The sequence below is a fragment of the Mesorhizobium sp. LjRoot246 genome (genome assembly GCF_964254115.1).
In the GTDB taxonomy this organism is placed as follows: Bacteria; Pseudomonadota; Alphaproteobacteria; order Rhizobiales; family Rhizobiaceae; genus Mesorhizobium.
The window spans coordinates 1780703-1798914 of sequence record NZ_CAXUSN020000001.1 but is presented as its reverse complement, the minus strand read 5'-3'; the positions used below and the strand labels follow the sequence as shown (position 1 = coordinate 1798914).

The 18212-nt window shown below is 63.3% G+C and carries 19 protein-coding genes and 1 pseudogene; 5 read left to right on the top strand and 15 right to left on the bottom strand.

Going from position 1 to position 18212, the window contains the following annotated elements:
• Positions 1-71: 71 nt before the first annotated feature.
• The gene (locus ACSQ3L_RS08640; protein WP_436159559.1) at positions 72-1325 is read right to left on the bottom strand and encodes an aspartate kinase; all 1254 of its coding nucleotides are present in this window, start codon (positions 1323-1325) and stop codon (positions 72-74) included.
• Between the two features lie 258 nt (positions 1326-1583).
• On the opposite strand from ACSQ3L_RS08640, the gene ACSQ3L_RS08635 reads away from it, so the two are divergent.
• Complete coding sequence (locus tag ACSQ3L_RS08635; protein WP_436163401.1) at positions 1584-3425, top strand: CHASE3 domain-containing protein; 1842 nt, start codon at positions 1584-1586, stop codon at positions 3423-3425.
• Positions 3426-3473: 48 nt separating this feature from the next.
• On the opposite strand, the gene ACSQ3L_RS08630 is transcribed toward ACSQ3L_RS08635, so the two are convergent.
• Both ACSQ3L_RS08630 and ACSQ3L_RS08625 read right to left on the bottom strand, forming a co-directional pair.
• Complete coding sequence (locus ACSQ3L_RS08630; protein ID WP_436159558.1) at positions 3474-5618, bottom strand: diguanylate cyclase; 2145 nt, start codon at positions 5616-5618, stop codon at positions 3474-3476.
• Positions 5619-5834: 216 nt separating this feature from the next.
• A complete protein-coding gene (locus ACSQ3L_RS08625) occupies positions 5835-6419 on the bottom strand; it encodes a putative glycolipid-binding domain-containing protein (protein WP_436159557.1) in 585 nt (194 codons plus the stop codon).
• Between the two features lie 185 nt (positions 6420-6604).
• Between ACSQ3L_RS08625 and ubiG the strand changes: the two are divergent.
• Positions 6605-7342, top strand: a pseudogene (gene ubiG, locus ACSQ3L_RS08620) (bifunctional 2-polyprenyl-6-hydroxyphenol methylase/3-demethylubiquinol 3-O-methyltransferase UbiG); the annotation flags it as partial.
• Between the two features lie 246 nt (positions 7343-7588).
• On the opposite strand, the gene ACSQ3L_RS08615 reads toward ubiG, so the two are convergent.
• Complete coding sequence (locus ACSQ3L_RS08615; RefSeq protein WP_436159556.1) at positions 7589-8104, bottom strand: flavin reductase family protein; 516 nt, start codon at positions 8102-8104, stop codon at positions 7589-7591.
• A 113-nt stretch (positions 8105-8217) separates the two neighbouring features.
• Positions 8218-9342: an LLM class flavin-dependent oxidoreductase gene (locus ACSQ3L_RS08610; RefSeq protein WP_436159555.1), complete on the bottom strand. Its 1125-nt coding sequence runs from the start codon at positions 9340-9342 to the stop codon at positions 8218-8220.
• A 109-nt stretch (positions 9343-9451) separates the two neighbouring features.
• Between ACSQ3L_RS08610 and ACSQ3L_RS08605 the strand changes: the two genes are divergently transcribed.
• Positions 9452-10048: a winged helix DNA-binding protein gene (locus tag ACSQ3L_RS08605; RefSeq protein ID WP_436159554.1), complete on the top strand. Its 597-nt coding sequence runs from the start codon at positions 9452-9454 to the stop codon at positions 10046-10048.
• A gap of 13 nt (positions 10049-10061) precedes the next feature.
• Here the strand turns inward: ACSQ3L_RS08605 and ACSQ3L_RS08600 are convergent, their stop codons facing one another.
• Positions 10062-10976, bottom strand: coding sequence for a DMT family transporter (locus ACSQ3L_RS08600; protein WP_436159553.1), 915 nt, complete (start codon positions 10974-10976; stop codon positions 10062-10064).
• A 96-nt stretch (positions 10977-11072) separates the two neighbouring features.
• Between ACSQ3L_RS08600 and ACSQ3L_RS08595 the strand changes: the two genes are divergently transcribed.
• Positions 11073-11558, top strand: coding sequence for a MarR family winged helix-turn-helix transcriptional regulator (locus tag ACSQ3L_RS08595; protein ID WP_436163400.1), 486 nt, complete (start codon positions 11073-11075; stop codon positions 11556-11558).
• Between the two features lie 4 nt (positions 11559-11562).
• On the opposite strand, the gene ACSQ3L_RS08590 is transcribed toward ACSQ3L_RS08595, so the two are convergent.
• The 4 genes from ACSQ3L_RS08590 to ACSQ3L_RS08575 are packed head-to-tail and all read right to left on the bottom strand — an operon-like array spanning position 11563 to position 13959.
• The gene (locus ACSQ3L_RS08590; RefSeq protein WP_292638787.1) at positions 11563-11988 is read right to left on the bottom strand and encodes a DUF1178 family protein; all 426 of its coding nucleotides are present in this window, start codon (positions 11986-11988) and stop codon (positions 11563-11565) included.
• A complete protein-coding gene (locus ACSQ3L_RS08585) occupies positions 11985-12851 on the bottom strand; it encodes a carbon-nitrogen hydrolase family protein (RefSeq protein ID WP_436159552.1) in 867 nt (288 codons plus the stop codon). The genes ACSQ3L_RS08590 and ACSQ3L_RS08585 overlap by 4 nt, the downstream gene beginning before the upstream one ends.
• 10 nt (positions 12852-12861) lie before the next feature.
• Positions 12862-13131: a glutaredoxin 3 gene (gene grxC, locus ACSQ3L_RS08580; protein ID WP_436159551.1), complete on the bottom strand. Its 270-nt coding sequence runs from the start codon at positions 13129-13131 to the stop codon at positions 12862-12864.
• Between the two features lie 27 nt (positions 13132-13158).
• The gene (locus tag ACSQ3L_RS08575; RefSeq protein WP_436159550.1) at positions 13159-13959 is read right to left on the bottom strand and encodes a ComF family protein; all 801 of its coding nucleotides are present in this window, start codon (positions 13957-13959) and stop codon (positions 13159-13161) included.
• A 63-nt stretch (positions 13960-14022) separates the two neighbouring features.
• Between ACSQ3L_RS08575 and ACSQ3L_RS08570 the strand changes: the two genes are divergently transcribed.
• Positions 14023-14895 carry a class I SAM-dependent methyltransferase gene (locus tag ACSQ3L_RS08570; RefSeq protein WP_436159549.1) on the top strand — a complete coding sequence of 291 codons (873 nt, stop codon included), beginning with the start codon at positions 14023-14025 and terminating at the stop codon, positions 14893-14895.
• Positions 14896-14915: 20 nt separating this feature from the next.
• On the opposite strand, the gene ACSQ3L_RS08565 is transcribed toward ACSQ3L_RS08570, so the two are convergent.
• The 5 genes from ACSQ3L_RS08565 to argJ form a co-directional block, all read right to left on the bottom strand.
• Positions 14916-15095, bottom strand: coding sequence for a Flp family type IVb pilin (locus ACSQ3L_RS08565; protein WP_436159548.1), 180 nt, complete (start codon positions 15093-15095; stop codon positions 14916-14918).
• A 109-nt stretch (positions 15096-15204) separates the two neighbouring features.
• A complete protein-coding gene (locus ACSQ3L_RS08560) occupies positions 15205-15519 on the bottom strand; it encodes a hypothetical protein (RefSeq protein ID WP_436159547.1) in 315 nt (104 codons plus the stop codon).
• 123 nt (positions 15520-15642) lie between these two features.
• On the bottom strand, positions 15643-16065 hold the full coding sequence (locus tag ACSQ3L_RS08555) for a (deoxy)nucleoside triphosphate pyrophosphohydrolase (protein WP_436159546.1): 423 nt from the start codon (positions 16063-16065) through the stop codon (positions 15643-15645).
• A 26-nt stretch (positions 16066-16091) separates the two neighbouring features.
• Complete coding sequence (locus tag ACSQ3L_RS08550) at positions 16092-16844, bottom strand: GNAT family N-acetyltransferase (RefSeq protein ID WP_436159545.1); 753 nt, start codon at positions 16842-16844, stop codon at positions 16092-16094.
• 29 nt (positions 16845-16873) lie between these two features.
• Positions 16874-18115 carry a bifunctional glutamate N-acetyltransferase/amino-acid acetyltransferase ArgJ gene (argJ, locus tag ACSQ3L_RS08545; RefSeq protein WP_436159544.1) on the bottom strand — a complete coding sequence of 414 codons (1242 nt, stop codon included), beginning with the start codon at positions 18113-18115 and terminating at the stop codon, positions 16874-16876.
• Positions 18116-18212 lie beyond the last annotated feature (97 nt).

The window sequence follows — 18212 nt, the reverse complement described above, 5'->3', positions numbered from 1 at the left end:
TCCAATGGGCATTCTGCCCGCCGCAGTTTCCACTGCGACCGGCGCACACGCAACAACTCAAATCGTTCTCGCTACTGCTTATCCAGACCGTAGACGGAATGCAAAGTACGAACCGCAAGTTCGGTATACGGACCATCGATCAGAATCGAAATCTTGATTTCGGAGGTCGTGATAGCACGGATGTTGATCGATTTGTCGGCCAGCGCCTTGAAAGCGGTGGCGGCAACGCCGGCATGGCTCCTCATGCCGATGCCGATGACCGAAACCTTCGACATGCCGGCTTCCGACTGCACGACATCGTAGCCGATCGAGGCCTTCAGCCGCTCGAGTACGGCCAGCGCCTTGTCGACATCGCCCGATGGCACGGTGAAGGTCATGTCGGTGAACTTGCCGTCCTCGGAAATGTTCTGGACGATCATGTCGACATTGATGTTGGCCTCGGCCAGCGGCCCGAAGATGCCGGCGGCAACGCCCGGCCGGTCGCCGACCCGGCGCAGCGAAATCTGCGCCTCGTCCTTGGCATAAGCAATTCCGGTGACGACCTGCTGTTCCACGATCTCTTCCTCGTCGCAAATGAGCGTTCCCGGAGGATTGAGCAAATCCCCCATTCCGGGCGCATCGGGATCGTCGAAGGACGACCGCACGAACGTACGCACCCTGTGCACCATGGCAAGCTCGACCGAACGCACCTGCAGAACCTTGGCGCCGAGCGAGGCCATTTCAAGCATTTCCTCGAATGAGATCTTGGCCAGCCGCCGCGCCTTGGGCTCGATGCGCGGATCGGTTGTGTAGACCCCGTCGACATCGGTGTAGATGTCGCAGCGATCGGCCTTGACCGCCGCGGCGATGGCGACCGCGCTGGTGTCGGAGCCGCCGCGGCCGAGCGTGGCGATGCGATTGTCCGGGCCGATGCCCTGGAATCCGGCGATCACCGCCACCTGACCCTCGCCGAAGCGCGTGATCAGGAAGGCGCCGTCGATGTCGAGGATGCGCGCCGCGCCATGCGCGTTGTCGGTCTTGATCGGGATTTGCCAGCCCTGCCATGAGCGGGCATGCACGCCCATATTCTGCAAGGTGATGGCCAGAAGACCGGCCGTGATCTGTTCGCCGGAAGCGACGACCGCGTCATATTCGCGTGCGTCATGCATCGGCGAGGCCTCGCGCGTCCAGCCGACCAGTTCATTGGTCTTGCCGGCCATCGCTGAAACCACCACGGCCACCTCATGGCCGGCGTCGACCTCGCGTTTGACGTGACGCGCCACATTGCGGATGCGGGCGATGTCGGCGACGGAGGTTCCGCCGAATTTCATCACGATGCGCGCCATGGAAGCGAAATGCCTTTGACTGAAGCCGGACCCCAGCCCAAAAACCAGGAATCTCGAAAAGCGGAAGGCCGGCTGACGCCGGCCGTTGAATGCGCGGCCTCCTTAGCCAAATGATGAAGGTTTCGCAAGGCTAGCGGCGGATTGCCGGCCTCAAGAAGACGGCATATTGCGTTCCGCCCCGTCGCCGCCTACGAAATGCCGTCCGCGGGGAATTCCTTTGGTTCGGCATTGCAGATGATTGCTCGTCTTCGACGCACCATGCGACGGCAGTCGCTGCCGCTTGTCATCGGCTTCGCCGTATTGGCGCTTATCGTCGGCACGCGTGCCATGCTGGTCGAGAGCCAGAGGGCCAATCGCGCCGCCGCGCGCGAGACAATCGAGTATCAGGAGCTTCTTTCCGGGCTGCTTTCATTGGCGCAGGATGCAGAGAGCGGCCAACGCGGCTATCTGCTGACCGGGGAGAAATCCTACCTCGAACCTTATCGGAAGGCCGTCGAGGCGATCCCGGGGCAACTTGCCCGCATCGACACCATGACAGGTTCGGACGATCAGCTCGCCCCGCAGCTCAATCACATCAAGGGCGCGCTTTCGCGAAAGCAGGCCGAGATGGCCGAAACGATCGCGCTCTACGACAAAGGTGACGCTGTAAAAGCTTTGGAGCTGATCCGCAGCGGCCAGGGCAAGGCCGCCATGGACGAGATCCACGGCAGCATGGATACGATCCGGCGCATCGGCGCCGCCGCCATCGCCGCCCGCGACGAGCATACCGATCAACTCGAAGCCTGGCTGCGCGCCGCCTCGCTGGCGGCCCTGCTGGCGATTTTCGTGCTTGGCGTCTACACGATCACGCAATCGCGCCGTCGCTTCCGCGAGGTGGCCTTCGCCCAGGAAGAACTGATGCGCAAGAACATCGCGCTCGGCAAGGAGATCGAGACGCGCGAAAAGGCTGAATCGCAGATCCGCCAGATGCAGAAAATGGAGGCGGTCGGTCAACTCACAGGCGGTATCGCCCACGACTTCAACAACATGCTGGCGGTGATCATCAGTGCCATGAATCTCGCCCAGCGCAAGCTGGCGCGCGGCGAGCACGACATCGCGAAATTCATCGAGGCGGCAATCGACGCGGCAAGCCGTGCCGCCAATCTGACCGCCCGGCTGCTCGCCTTCTCGCGCCAGCAGCCATTGGCGCCGCAGATCGTCGACGCCAACCGTCTGCTGACCGGGATGTCGGACCTGATCCGGCGGGCGCTCGGCGAGACCATCCGCATCGAAACCGTGCTTGCGGGAGGCTTGTGGAAAACCCATGCCGACCCGAGCCAGATCGAGAATGCAATTCTCAACCTGGCCGTCAACGCCCGTGACGCCATGGGCGATAGCGGCAAGTTGACCATCGAGACCGCCAACAGCCATCTCGACGACAGCTACGCCGCCACCCATGCCGACGTTGCGGCCGGCCAGTATGTGATGATCGCCGTCACCGACACCGGTTCGGGCATGGCCCCCGATGTCGCAGCCAAGGCCTTCGAGCCCTTTTTCACCACCAAGCCGGTCGACAAGGGCACGGGCCTGGGGCTGAGCCAGGTATTCGGTTTCGTCAAACAGTCGGGTGGCCACGTCAAGATCTATTCCGAACCCGGCAACGGGACGACAATCAAGATCTACTTGCCGCGTTTCTTCGGTGCGGAGGATACTGCCGTACCCATCGGGCGAGGCGAGAACGCCGCCTCATCGGTCACCGAAACGATCCTTGTCGTCGAGGACGATGCTCGCGTGCGTGCCTCCACCACCGATACCTTGCGCGAACTCGGCTACGCCGTCATCCCTGCCGCGAGCGGCGAGGAAGCGTTGCAGAAACTGGCGGAAAACCCCGGCGTCGCACTTCTATTCACCGATATCGTCATGCCTGTCATGAACGGCCGCAAGCTGGCGGAGGAAGCGGTCGCGCGTATGCCGAGGCTGAAGGTGATCTTCACCACCGGCTTCACCAGGAACGCCGTGGTCCACAATGGCGTGCTCGACCATGACGTGCATTTCCTGGCCAAGCCCTTCACCATCGAGCAACTGGCCGCCAAGCTGCACGATGTGCTGGGCACGAAGTAGATCGCACCGGAACGATCTCGCTGGGCTGCGACCGCTGGATGCCGGGCCTCAAGCCACGCTTTTGCTGGCCTTGGATCGTTGCCTTTCAGCATGGGCCTTGCCCAGCCCTACGACGACACGGTCACGCCCGTCTGCTTTTGCCTGATAGAGCGCACGATCGGCGGCGTTGACGATCTCCGCCCATGAGGCGCCAAGTTCTGGAAAGGCAGCCACCCCGAATGATGCGGTGATGGTGCCAAGCGTGCGTCCGCGATGGGCGAGATGAAGCTGCTTGATTGCTTTTCGCAGCGCCTCGGCACGCTCAGCGCCGTCCGCCAGCGAAGTCGCGGGCATCATCCGTGCGAATTCCTCGCCGCCATAACGGGACACCACGTCGCTTTCCCTTGCATGATCCAGCAACGTGGCGGCGACCTGCTTGAGAACGAGATCGCCGGCTTCATGGCCGAACGTGTCGTTAAACTGCTTGAAATGATCCACATCGAGCATGATCATCGCCAGCGGCTGCTCGGAACGTTCCATGCGCCTCAATTCGCGACTGCTTGTTTCCTCGAGATAGCGGCGGTTGTAGAGCCCGGTATTCGGATCACGGATCGATTGTTGCCGCAGCGTTTCGCGCAGCCGCAAATTGGCGAGGGCCAATGCCAGCGTATCGACTACACCGCGCAGGATCTGCTGGCGCTCGGTCAGCCAGCCCGGCTTGTCGGCGGCATCTGGTTCGCACAGATGCACGATGCCAAGGGTCTCCCCTTGCGCCGCCAGAGGCATACAGACATAGCCGCGGCCACCATTCTCGGCAATGTGATTGCAGCGCGGCGTCAGCATGCCGGGACCGGCAACATGCTCCTGGCCGCGCCGCAGAGCCCAGCAGTCTTCGGGCGCAAACTGCCCAACACTCGAACGCACAGCGCCCCAATGCGCCATTTCCTCGACCAGATTGCGCGAGGCGCTGGTCAGATGAACGGTTCCGCTCAATCCGCCAAAGAAATCGGGCATGGCGGAGCCGACGACGGAAAACGCCTCCTGGAAGGTGACGCACGCCTGCAACAGCTCGCCGAGTTTGACCAGGCGGGTCGTTGCCTGGGAGGTTTCCTGCAGTTCGCGGTTCAGCGTTGCCAGTTCCTCTGCACGGTCGCTGACCGCCCGCTCGGCGCTGCGCAACTCGCTGATGTCGCTCAACGTCAGCACGATGCCGCCATCGGAGCGGTTGAGCGGGTTGCAGCTGGCAATAACAGGCAGGTACGATCCGTTCGGCTTTGCCAGCCGCACCTCGGCCTGATGCCGGCGACCCGTGGCCAGCGCCAGTTCAATCGGGGATGTTGCCTGCGCCAGCCTGTCTCCCGACAACCCTCGCAGGTCGAGGACCGACGACCAATCCTGCCCCTCGATCTTGTCGTTGCGCCATCCGACGATCTCGGCCGCCGCCGGATTGACCGAGACGATCTGGCCATTGCCGTTGATGACGACAATACCCTCCGCAACGGTGCGAACGATATCCTCGATATAGGCCTTCTGCTCCACAAGTTGCCCGCGTGAGGTTTCGAGCTCGGATGCCATGCGGTCGAACCCCTGCGCCAATTGGCCGAACTCGTCATTGGAGGCACGGTCGATGCGCGCCCCTGCGTCGCCGCGCGCCAGCGATTCGATGCCGCGGTTGAGACCGGAAAGACCGGCACCAAATCCGCGCAGCAAAAGGAAAGCCGAGATCCCGGAGAGCATCATGGCGGCCGCGGTGCATAAACCGACAAGCCAAAGTATGTTGTTGTTGCGTTGTTGGGCGGCACGCAGCAGCGGCGTGTACTCGAACAACACCGCGCCGACGGTCTTGTCGGGAGCGTCCTTGATCGGCACCGCGACCAGATTGATCGCTTCTGCCACGTCGGCGCTGCTTTCGACGAAGTCGCGCGGCTCGCCGTCATCGAGCGTGCGGCCGACTTCATTGCCGCGATCGTTAGCAAACGCGGTTCCGACATTCTGTTCCTCACCGGGAATATCGGCCAGGATGATCTTGCCACGATCGACCACGACGAGGTCGCGTTTCGAGCCGCTGTGCTGCGAGGTCACGAATTCCCGCAGCGCCTCGGGTCTCTCGAACAACGGACGTGGCGTATCGGCAGCCTTGAAGGCGATCGCCGCCGCGAGCTGCCGTGCAACGCTTGTCGCCTCGGCCAGTGCGGCGGATCTGGTCAGCGACATCTGGGAGACTATTGCAACGCCGCCCACAAGGCCAATCAAGGCCGCGGCGCTCAACAAGGTAGCGATAATCTGGGTCCTGATCCGCAACAAGCTGCCCCAATCCGTGGAAGGCAATGTATATGCCGAATCCCGCTCGTGCTTGAGGAAACCGCCAACCTCGTAAATTTGATGTTAAGGAACCCGGATCGACCGCTATGTCCGGGACAGATACCCGGTTCAAGCCAGGCCGATGTCAGCCTGCTTTGCGGTGGCTTTCCACAGGCCGGGATAGTCGACTACGAAGCCGTGCGGCGAGACCTCGAGGGTCTCGTCATAGCCGAACATGGGCGCGGCATAGGCGTAGCGAACCGTGTCGAGACGACGATAGCTCTGATCGAGGCGCACCAGTCTCAGTTCAGGGAAGGTCAGGTAGGCGGCCGGGGCAGGCGTTGCATCGCCGATGCCGAGGCGGTACCGGCGGATCGCCAACAGGTTCGATGCCGGTGTAAAGCCAAGATCGACGTCGACAAGGCCGGCGACGCCCCGCTGAACTTCGCCGTTCAGCGTCCACTGGCCGTCGGAATCTCGTTCGATCGCGTAGTGCAGGCGGCGCATGCCGAGAAAGCCGTCGATACGCGCCGTTCGTGTGTGCCAGCCGGCATCGCAATCCACCTCGTAGGCAAGGCAGCACGGCTTGTCGTCCTGGATGAAGATGGCTTGCCCCTCGAGCCTATGCCCGCCATCGGTCTGCGAAAACAGACAGGCGTCGTGACCCTCCACGTCCAGCCGATGCCAAAGGATCGAAGCCGTCATTGCTGTCATCGTCACCTCCTTCGAATTCAAAACGATGATGTATTCCTTCGCCCGCCAGGCCAATTGTGTTTCACCGCGGCGCGCTCCAGCTGACATGCCCTGACAGAATCCGGGTCCCTGCCGGCAGAGGAAAATTGTTGCCTTGACATTCGCGGCCTCACGCCCGACTTCCTAGCGTTCGAGGAGACCAACCCATGCCAGAGCCCCGACGATCGACGATCGATGCCGGAGAAGTGGAACGCTTTTCCGCCCTTGCCGCCGAATGGTGGAACCCGAACGGCAAGTTCCGTCCCCTGCACAAATTCAATCCGGTACGGCTGTCCTACATCCGCGACCAGATAGCGACGCGCTTTGGCCGTGATCCACGCGCCGCAAGGCCTTTCGAGGGCCTGCGCATCCTCGATATCGGCTGCGGCGGCGGCCTTTTGTGCGAGCCTATGGCACGGCTAGGCGCCGAGGTGGTCGGCGCGGATGCCTCCGAAACCAACATCGAGGTGGCGAAGCTGCACGCGGCCGAGGGCAATGTCAGCGTCGACTATCGCGCCACGACAGCCGAGGACCTTGCCGACGCCGGCGAGAAATTCGACGTCATCCTCAACATGGAAGTGGTCGAGCACGTCGCCGATATCGACCTTTTCGTCGCCAAATGCGGCGAGATGGTCCTGCCCGGCGGCATCATGTTCGTGGCCACCATCAACCGCACGCTGAAGGCGCTCGGGCTGGCCATCATCGGCGCCGAATATGTGCTGCGCTGGCTGCCGCGCGGCACCCACCAGTTCGGCAAGCTGGTGCGCCCCGAAGAGCTTGAAAAGGCGCTGGGCGGCGCCGGCCTGAGCATCATCGACCGCACCGGCGTCACCTACAATCCGCTGGCCGACCGCTGGGCGCGCTCGAAGGACATGGACGTCAATTACATGGTCCTGGCGGAAAAAAAGCTCGGTCTGACCAACAACGCTTTTGCTGGAATTGCTCCAAGGTGTGTTGAGATTCAGGTCAGGCCGAGTCGAAATCGGTGGGTTCCGAGAACCGGAGCGGAGCGTACTATTCGTACGTGAGCACCGGCCTACGCCGGCCATAGCTTTAACTGCCACGACCACTCTTGATTGCTTTGGCCGGCGAAGGCCGGAAGCGCAGGAAGCCATCGTTTGCAGACCGGCCTCACCTGAATCTCAACACACCTAGGAATCGAGCGGCCTGTAGCCGCCACGCCAATAGATCAGCGCCTGGCCGGCATCGCGGGTGCGCACGGCCTCGACCGAACCGATGACGATGGAATGCGTGCCGCGATCGATCATTTCGTCGAGGCTGCAATCGAAAGCGGCCACCGCACCCGAAAGCAATAAAGCTCCGGTCTTGAGCGTGATCCATTCGGCGCCCTCATAGCGGTCCTTGCCCTTGATGCCGCCAAAGCCGGAGAACCGCTCGGCCACGGATTGATGCTGGGGTCCGAGCGAGTTGACGCCGAAATGCCGGTAGCGCTCGATCACCGGCCAGGTCGACGACGACCGGTTGACACAGGCGATCACCTTGGGCGGTTCGGCCGACAGCGAGACGACCGAAATGACCACCAGGCCGGAGCGGTCCTCGCCGGTGCCAGCGGTGATGACGCTGACATTGCCGACGATCAGCCGCATCGCGGCCCGAAAATCCGCGACACCGACAGGATTTGCCTCCGAAGTCGTTGGCTCGGTCATGGGTTTCTCCAAAAGCAATTCCAGGAAAAGTGTGAAACGGTTTTCCGTCAGGAATTGCAACAAAACAAAAAGAAGTAGGGCGGTTCTGCGTTTCAGTGAAACGTTGAACTGCTCTACGCCGCCGACTGCATGGCGGCCGGCGCGATGCGGATGCCCCGCTGCTCGAGGATGGGCAGGACGGTGTCGCGAAAATAGGGGAATTCCTCGACATAGTCGACGAAGGACAGGGTCGAGCCGCGAAATCCGGCCTCGTGCAAGGCGGTGATCCCATCGGCAACCTGTTCGGGCGTGCCGGTGAGCGGGAAGCCGCCATGGCCCGCCGCCATGCGATCGCGAATGAGTGCCAGGAGGTCATGCGGGAACGACTGCGCGTGGGCGAATTGCAGCCGCACCAGATTGTCGACGGCCGCCCAGTCGGCGTTGGTGCGGGCGAAATGTTCGAGATAGTCCGTCGCTTCTTTCTCGGTCGGCCGGCAGACGACATGGGCAAAGGTCAGCACGTCGACATTGCTGCCGGCGGCGATCGCCTGTTGCTTCAGCGCCGCGATCTCGTCCCTGGAGCGTGACAGGTCGATTGCCGGCGTGAACAGGAAGTCCGCATTGCGGACAGCGAATTTGCGCCCTTCTTCCGAGCCGGCGGCATTGAGGATCGGCAGGCGTGCCGACGGGCGCGGGTCGCCAAGCACGTTCTTCAGCTTGAAATACGTGCCGTCCCAGTCGAAGGCTTCGGTACGATCCCAAAGCGCCCTGACGATATCGAACCATTCCTGCGCATAGCCGTATCGTGTGAGGTGATCGTCGGGCAGCGTCAGCCCGAGCGCTTCATATTCAGGCTTGTTCCAGCCGGCGACGATGTTGAGGCCGATACGGCCACGGCTGATCTGGTCGATCGTCGCCAATTGCTTGGCGACGACGACGGGGTGATTGGCCGCCGTGTGGGTGGTGGCGAAAACCGTGATGTTGCGGGTGAGCGCCAGGAGCCCGGCGGCCCAGGTGATCGTCTCCAGCACATTGCCGTGGAAATTGGTCTCCCCACCATAGCCGATCCAGCGGGCGATCGGCAGCATGAAATCGATGCCGGCCTCGTCGAGCAGCTGCGCCAGCCGCAGATTGTTGTCCCAGGAACTGACCCATCGTTCGGGAACCTTGGTGACGGTCATGCCGCCGGAACAATTGGAAGCGAAGGTCCCTAGAAAGAAGGGCTGTGCGTTGGCTGAAGCCTTGTCGAGCATGCTCATCGGTCGCGTTCTCCTCATTTTACGTTATATTTTATAATAGAAAGTCTATCATAAAATCATGTGGACGCAATCGGCCGGATCGGCGCATGCTGCCGGGCGGGGAGACATGATGAACGACCGGCGCAAACCTTCGGAAATACAAGCCAAGCTGCTGGATCGCGGCTGGCATCTGGCACGGACGCCGCTCGAAATCGACGTCGCCGAAATCGAATATGCGCTGATGCGTTCCTACGAGGCGTTCGGCCACTGGCAGGCAGAATGCCTGGCGACGGTGATCGAGTTTTCCGCCAGCGGGCCGGAAAATGCCTTGCTCCACATCATCAGGATGAACGACCGGCCAAAGAGCGTCCGCGACCTGGCACAGATGACCAACCGCGACGACATCCCCAACATCCAGTACAGCCTGCGCAAATTGCTCAAGGGCGGCCTGGTCAAGCGAACCGGCAGCGGTCGGGCCGGCGTCACCTACGAGGTCACGCCGCTCGGTTACCGTGTGACCGAACGCTATGCCGATATCCGTTCCGTCCTGCTCATCGAAACGGTGACGCGTGTCCCGGAGTTGGCGGCCAAGCTCGAGGAAGCGGCGCGCACGCTCGAGCTGATGACCGGCATCTATGAACAGGCGGCCCGCGCCGCGGCCACCCATCGCCGCCGGCACCCCAGGCTGGAACCCGGTGGAGAAGAGATCGAAGCCGACGCCGGCTGAGGCGCGAAAGTGCTTACGCCGCCTGGCTTTGCAGCTTCGTGACGGTCTGGCTTTGCGCCCTGGTGGTGATGAACACGCCGGCGGTGATGATGACCGCACCTGCCCAGGTCAGCAACTGATAGTGCTCGCCGAGGAAGATGGTGCCGGCAAACAAGCCGACGGCAGCCGCCACATAGCCGATCTGGCTGAGATAGACCGGACCGCCAACCGCCTGCAGCCGAAAGAAGAAGGCGAACATCGCCGACGCCGAAGCGACCTGCGCAACGACGACCAGCGGTACGCCGGCGAGTGGCACGAAGGCCTTGCCGCCGAACAGGAGTAAAATGCCGACAAGCAGCATCGCCGCCGCGGCGAGATGGCTGCCGACGGCAAGCTCGATCGGACCGGTGCCTTGCGGCCAATCGACCGTGCGGTAGATGTTGCCGGCGGCAAGGCTGACCGGAATGAGCAGCCCCATCACCACCCAGAACAGATCGGCCGGTTGGCCGGCTTCGCCGCGCGTCACCGCCACCATGACGGCGCCGGCGAAGCCGACTGCGATGCCGACAATACCCAGCATGTTGGGGCGCCGGACACGCAGCAGGATCGAGAACACCAGCGTGATGACAGGCGACAGTGTGAACATGATGCCGGTGTAGCCGGCGCCAAGATGCGGGATGGCTGAAAACATCAGGAGATTCGGCACGGCATAGGACACCGCAGCGGTGACGAAGAAATAGCGCAATTTGTGCGCGGTGAGCCGGACGCGCTGGCCGCGAGCCAAGAGCACGCACAGCAAGACGCCGCCGGCGCCCAGCGAGATGACGAAGGCCCAGACCATGGCCGGCACGCCAACCGCCGTGGCGAGCTTGCCGAACGGCAATGTCAAGCCGAGCAGGCCGCCGGTGACGACCAGCAGGCCGAGCGCTGAATCCCAGAGAAATTTCATAACCGAACCCTATAGCGCGGCCCCTTGGCCGGCATTGCATCTTGGAGTAAGATAACGGAAAGATTCTTAACGTCAAGATATATGATGGTGAGACAGTTGGACAGGGCAGCACGGGCGATCGAGCAATGGAGGCGGGAGCGGCCGGACCTGGATGTCTCGCCGATGGCCGTGCTCGGGCGGCTGAACGAGGCCGCCTCGCTGATCGCCCGCGAGCGCCTGGCGCCGTTGTTTGCCCGCTTTGGATTGCAGTCGGGGGAATTCGACGTGCTGGCTACGCTGCGCCGCGCTGGATCACCCTACGAGCTGACGCCGACCGCGCTCTATGAAGCCACGATGGTGACGTCGGGCGCCATGACCAACCGGCTCGACCGGCTGGAAACGTCCGGATTGATCCTGCGCGGGCCGCACCCCAACGATAGGCGCGGCATTGTCGTGCGGCTGACTGAAAAGGGGCTGGCCTTGATCAATGAGGCTGTTGCCGCCCATGTCGCCAACGAACACCAGATTCTCGCGGGCCTGACACCGGCGGAACAGGAAACGCTCTCTCGGCTGCTTGAGAAACTGATCGGCAGCGTGAGCTAGCTGGTCAGTTGCGATCATCCGGAAACACCGGGATCGGCATGAACTCGACGCCGTCCTCGGCCAGGCTCTTGGCCTCGTCCAGCGTCGCTTCGCCATAGATGCCGCGCGCGTCGGTTTCGCCGAAATGGATCTTTCGCGCTTCCTCGGCGAACTTGTCGCCGACATAGTCGGCATTCTCGCGCACCTTCTCGGCCATCGCCTTGAGCTGCGCCAGGGCCTGCTTCTGCGCCTCGCCCATGGCGAGCGCGATCGTTTCCTGCTTGCGCGCCGTGGAGACGGCGGGCGCCATCAGCGCTTTCTGCACCTTGTGCGAGCCGCAGCTCGGACAATCGACGAAGCCGCGCTTCTTCTGGGTGTCGAAATCGTCATTGCTGCGAAACCAGCCTTCGAATTCGTGCTCGTGTTCGCAGATCAGGGAAAAGCGGATCAAGAGGCTGCACCCCTGAGCCGCGGCGCCTCGCCCAAGCCGGCATTGACAGCGAAATCCCGCGCATTTTTGAGATTGGGGATCTTCTTGCGCGCGGCAAGCGACTGCGCCGGATCGATCTCGGCGACGATCACCGCGGGCTCGTCATGCGCGGCTTCCGCGATGATACGGCCCCACGGATCGACGATCAGCGAATGGCCATAGGTCTCTCGGCCATCCTCATGCAGGCCACCTTGCGCGGCGGCGACGATATAGGCGCCGTTCTCGATGGCGCGCGCCCTGAGCAGCACATGCCAGTGCGCCTCGCCCGTCTGGCGGGTGAAGGCGGCCGGTACGGAAAGCAGGTCAGCGCCGGCCAGCGCTTCGGCGCGGAACAATTGCGGAAAGCGCAAATCGTAGCAGACCGCGAAACCCAGTTTTGCGCCGTCGATCTCGGTGACGACAGCCTCGGTGCCTGGTTCGTAGGCGGCGGATTCACGCCAGGATTCGCCATTGTCGAGGTCGACGTCGAACATGTGGATCTTGTCGTAGGTGGCGAGCGTGGCGCCATCCGGCCCGAACAGCAGCGCCCGGTTGGCGAGCTTGCCGTCGGCGCGCAGGATGGCGGTCGAGCCGATATGCAGGAAGACGCCAAGCTCGCTCGCCAGCTTGCGCGCGGTCGAGACGACGATGTCCTTGTCTTCGGACGTAAACGAGGCGGCGCGGGCTTCCTTGTCGCGGATCAGCGCGCCGGTCATTTCCGGCGTCTGGATGTAGGTCGCACCTTGGCTAGCCGCTTCACGCACCAGCCGCTCGAGATCGACCGCGTTGCGCTCGGGGCTCTCGCCCGAACGCATCTGGATCGCAGCGGCTTTGAAAACACCCATCGTCATTCCCTCAATTCGTCGCGCCATTGGCGAGCAATTTGTCCAGCCGGCCTTCGGCCTCCAGCTCGTGGAGGTCGTCGCAGCCGCCGACATGCGTATCGCCGATGAAAATCTGCGGAAAGGTCGAGCGGCCGCGGGCGCGGAAAATCATCTCCTGGCGCAGTTCCGGCGAGAAGGAGGCATCGTGCTCTATAAAGGCAACGCCCTTGCGCTCGAGCAGCCGCTTGGCTGCCGTGCAATAGCCGCACATCATGCGGGTGTAGATGGTGACATCGACCATGACGAATTTCCGCTGTTCGTTGCCGACTTATATAGTCGCGGACTCGTCCGCCCGGAAGTCCCCCGGCAACACACGCGCAAAGGTCAGCACGTCGACGGCGGCCGCACCGCCTCTTTTCAGCGCCTTGGTGGCGGAACGCACGGTGGCGCCGGTGGTGTAGACATCATCGATCAATAGTACCCTGCGGCCGGCAATCTCGATTTCCGCCTCGGCGGGCACGCGAAAGGCGGCCCGCACATTTTCCTCGCGTTCCCCGCGCTCCAAACCAACCTGCTGGCGGGTGAGTTTTACGCGCCGCACCGCCGAGGGCGCGAAGGGCAATTGGCTAAGCGCCGAAACCGCCCTCGCCAGTTCCGCCGATTGGTTGAAGCGCCGCCTGAAAAAGCGCCGCCAGTGCAGCGGCACCGGCACCACCACATCCGCTTCGGCGATGAGGTCGGCTCCCGCGCGCACCATCCAGCGCGCCATCCATGGCGCGAGATCCGTGCGATCCTGGTATTTCAGCCCCTGCACCATCTGGCGGGCGACGCCGGAATAGGCGACCGCCGCTCGTGCCCGCTCGAACGGCGGCGGATCGGCAATCGCCTCGGCCGATAGAAAGCCTTCGCCCATATGGTGAGTGAACGGCGTGCCCATCACCGGGCACCATGGCCGTTCCAGCAGCCTGAGCTTCGGCCAGCAGGCGCCGCAGAGCACGCCGGGCTGCGAGACATGCCTGCGGCAACCGGCGCAGACCGGCGGAAACAGGATCCGCGCCGGCAAGCCGACAACCGACCGGGCCAGGTTCATGATCTCGATGGACTTGATCTTGGGCATCGGATCGGCCACGTGGTTGGTTCTCCTCCAGCTATACCAAGTATATCAGGATGCGGACAAACAAGGATCTGCCCGTTGCAGCCGATAATGGATACCTCTCTGTGGCTGGCGCACAAGCGGCGCGCGCTTGCCCATCCGCTTGACGGCGCGGATTTCCTGATGCGCCGCACGGCCGAGGACCTTGCCGACCGGCTGGGTGCCGTCGAGCGCAAATTCGGCAAGGCGGCCGTGCTGTTTTGCCAGACGCCGGCCGCGGCCGAAACGCTCGCCGAAAGCGGCAAGGTTGCCGACATTGTCCGCGTCGAGACGGATACGGCTTTCCTGAGCGGTGCCGGCGCCGGCTTGATCGCACCGCTGGAAACCGTGCCGTTCGAGCCAGAGAGCCTCGATCTGGCGGTGTCGCTTCTGTCGCTGCAGGCGATGAACGACATTCCCGGCATGCTGATCCAGATCCGCCGCGCCTTGCGGCCGGACGGGCTTTTTCTCGGCGCCTTTGCCGGTGCCGGCACGCTTTTCGAACTGCGCGAAAGCCTGCTTGCGGCCGAGACCGAGCTTTATGGCGGCGCCAGCCCGCGTGTCATCCCATTCACCGACGTACGCGATGCCGGTGCGCTTCTGCAGCGCGCCGGTCTCGCTTTGCCGGTCGCCGACGTCGAGACGGTGACGGTGCGCTATGCCAGCCTGTTCAACCTGATGGCGGATCTGCGAGCCATGGGCGAAACCTGCGCGCTCACCGATCGTAGCCGGCGGCCGGGCTCGCGTAAGCTGTTTGCCCGTGCGGCGGAAATCTACGCCGAGCGGTTTTCCGACCCCGACGGCCGCGTGAGGGCAAGTTTCTCGATTGTCTGGATGTCCGGCTGGGCGCCCGATGCATCGCAGCAAAAACCGCTGAAGCCTGGCTCGGCCAAGGTCTCGCTGAAGGCAATCCTGGAGGGACCCAGGCAATGATGGTGTCCGTGGAAACCAGGTCAGGGTGCGAACGCGTTCGCAAGCCTGCTGTTTTCGTCGCTGAATAGCCAGGCGAGCGCGTTGAAGGCCTGCCCCATGCCGCCGATGATCGTCAGCGACAGCACAGCGACGATCAGGCCATATTCGACGGCGGTGGCGCCGGTCTCATCCTTCAGAAAACGCAGCAGCACTGCTTTCATGGCCTCAACCCCTTTATTCGGGACCTTACCGCCGATCTGTTAAGAAAGGTTAACGGCAAAGGCTTAACAGGCGGTGAAACCGCCGCCTTTCAGAAATTTGTTAACCATGTCAGCAGTCGCCGCTGCTTCTGCCGTCGGACCTGATGATGCAGACGGAACTGCGCTGCGGCTGCAGCACGCTGCGGCGCAGCGTATAGGTTTCGCGATGGCTGAGCGAGCCGGTGGCCGTCATGTCGAGCCCGCCAAGATCATCGCGGACCGACGGCGAGCGTGTCTGGCTGTCCAGGAACGGAGTTGCGATCAGCGCAAGCGCCACAGCGGCCGAACCGAACAAAAGCGTGATGCGCAATATGCCCATGCCCGCATCGGCGGCGCGAAAGCCGCGCTCGAGCCTGATCGAGTCCCAATCCCTGTCTAGGCTCATGCTATCGCTCCCCGGCGAATCGGCGCGGCCGTGAAACGACCCATGCTTCAACTTTTCACGATGAGATAAATCTTCCATTAACGCTGGCTGATACGACGCCTCGGCTAGGCCGGGCAGAAGCCCTCAGAGAAGATCGATGAGGAACGGGATCAGCGGCGCATCGGCCGGCGGCATCGGATAATCGCGCATCTGCTTTGGCCGCACCCATTTTAGCGTCTGCCCTTCCCTGGGCTGGGCGATGCCGCGGAAGCGCCGGCAGATGAACAGCGGCATCAGCAGGTGAAAATCGTCGTAGGAATGACTGGCGAAGGTGAGCGGCGCCAGGCAGGGAATGTCGGTGTCGATGCCGGTTTCCTCGTGCAGCTCGCGAATGATGCATTCTTCGGGCGTCTCGCCGGGCTCGACCTTGCCGCCGGGAAACTCCCACAGGCCGGCAAGTTGCTTGCCTTCGGGCCGCTGCGCCAAAAGCACGCGGCCGTCGGCATCGACCAGCGCGCAGGCGGCGACCAGCAGCAGGCGTTTGCCGGCGATCGTCACCTCGCTCATGCCATCACGTCATTCATGCCATCACTTCATTCATGACCCGGTGGCCGGCGGTAGTGGTAACGGTAGACTTCGTCGAAGCCGAGCGAATGGTAAAGCGCCAGCGCCGGCACATTGTTGGCCTCGACCTGCAGCCAGGCTTCCCGTGCGCCCCGCAGCCGCGCCCATTTCAGCGCCGACAGGATCAGGTTGCGGCCGTGGCCCTTGTTGCGCGCCGACTTGTCGGTGGCGACCTCGAACAGGCCGGCAAGATCGCCGTCATGCACGCAGATCAGCGTCGCCAGCGCTTCGGCTCCATCCTCGAGCGCGAAAAGTCCCGCCTCCGGCTGGATGGCGCCGATGATCTCCGACAGGCCGGGCCGCAGCGAAACGTCCGAACCGCTGACCTTGAGCGACGCGCCGATGAAACGGCTGATGTCCTTCAGCGGAATCTGGTCCATGGCGGAGTCGAGTTGCGCGTCGGCCAGCGGCAGCCGCATGACCAGTGACTCGTCGAACCGGCTCCAGCCTTCGCGGTCGAGATGGCCGGCGAGATCCGGCCCCGACAGCGGCGACATGCGGAACGTCAGCGGCCTGCCATAGGCATCGAAACGGCGGCTGGCCCGGCCGATACGGTCGGCCATGTGCATGATATCGCCGGGATCGAGCGGATTGACCGAGTTCAGCCGCTTGGCCGGATGACCGGCGGTCAGCCGCACCACCCAGGTGCCGTCATAGTGGACGGCGGCTGCCGGCCAGGCGCGAAAACCGGCCGCCTCGTAGCGGCGCACGATCGCGAGCATACTTGCCGGATGCCTGGAGTTCAAAACCGTCAGCTCCGATAGTCGCCATTGATGGCGACATATTCCTTGGTCAGATCGCAGGTCCACACCGTCGCCTTGCCGCGGCCGATGCCGATGTCGGCGCGGATGCGGATGTCGTCGCGCTTCATGTAGGCCGACGTCGCTTGCTCGGAATAACCGGGGTCGCGCTCGCCCTCATGCGCCAGCCTGTTGTCGCCGAACCAGATCGACAGCCGGTCGCGATCGGCGGGCTCGCCAGCCTTGCCGACGGCCATGACGACGCGTCCCCAATTGGCATCCTCGCCGGCGACCGCCGTCTTGACCAACGGCGAATTGGCGATCGACAGCGCGATGCGCTTGGCCGAACGCGCCGATTTGGCGCCGGTGACGGTGACTTCGACCTGCTTGCGGGCGCCCTCGCCGTCGCGCACCACTTGCAGCGCCAGCGATTTCAGCACCTTGCCGAGTGCCCGGCGAAACGCGCCGAGACGCGCATCCTTGGGGTCGGTTATCTCGGGCGCGCCGCGCCTGGCGGCCTTGCCGGTCGCGAAGATCAGCAGCGTGTCGCTGGTCGAGGTGTCGCTGTCGACGGTGACCGCGTTGAACGTCTTGGCCGTGCCGCGCGACAACAGGTCCTGCAGGACGGGGGCGGCGATCGGCGCGTCGGTGGCGATGAAGGAGAGCATCGTTGCCATGTCGGGCGCGATCATGCCGGCGCCCTTGGAGATGCCGTTGATGGTGACGTCGGTATCGCCGAGCTTGACGGTCGCGGTCGCCACTTTCGGATAGGTGTCCGTGGTCATGATCGCCTTTGCCGCTTCGGTCCACAGCTCAGGCTTGCCGTTGCTGACCAGCCCCGCCAGCAGGTGGCTGAACTTGCTGGTGTCGAGCGGCTCGCCGATGACGCCGGTCGAGGCCAGGAAAACCTCACTTGCCTTGCAGCCGGCGGCCTTCGCCGCCGCCTCGCCCGTCAGGGCGGTGGACTCGCGGCCCTTCTTGCCGGTGAAGGCGTTGGCGTTGCCGGAATTGACGACCAGCACCCGCGCCTTGCCGGCACCGAGATTCTGCCGGCAGAAATCGACCGGCGCCGAAGGGCATTTCGATTTCGTGAACACGCCGGCGACCGCCGTGCCTTCATCGAAGACCATGGTCAAAAGGTCGGTGCGGTTCTTGTACTTTATCCCGGCTTCGGCGGTGGCGATGCGCACCCCCTCGATGACAGGCATCTTGGGGTATTTCTTCGGCGCAAGCGGCGAAATCGTCGTGGACATGGGAGCCTCGGGCGGGAAAATCGCAAGGGAAGGCCGGTTTGCCCGATACGCCGCGTCGGCGCAAGGGCGTTTTCGTCGCTCTTGCGGGGCGCGGGAG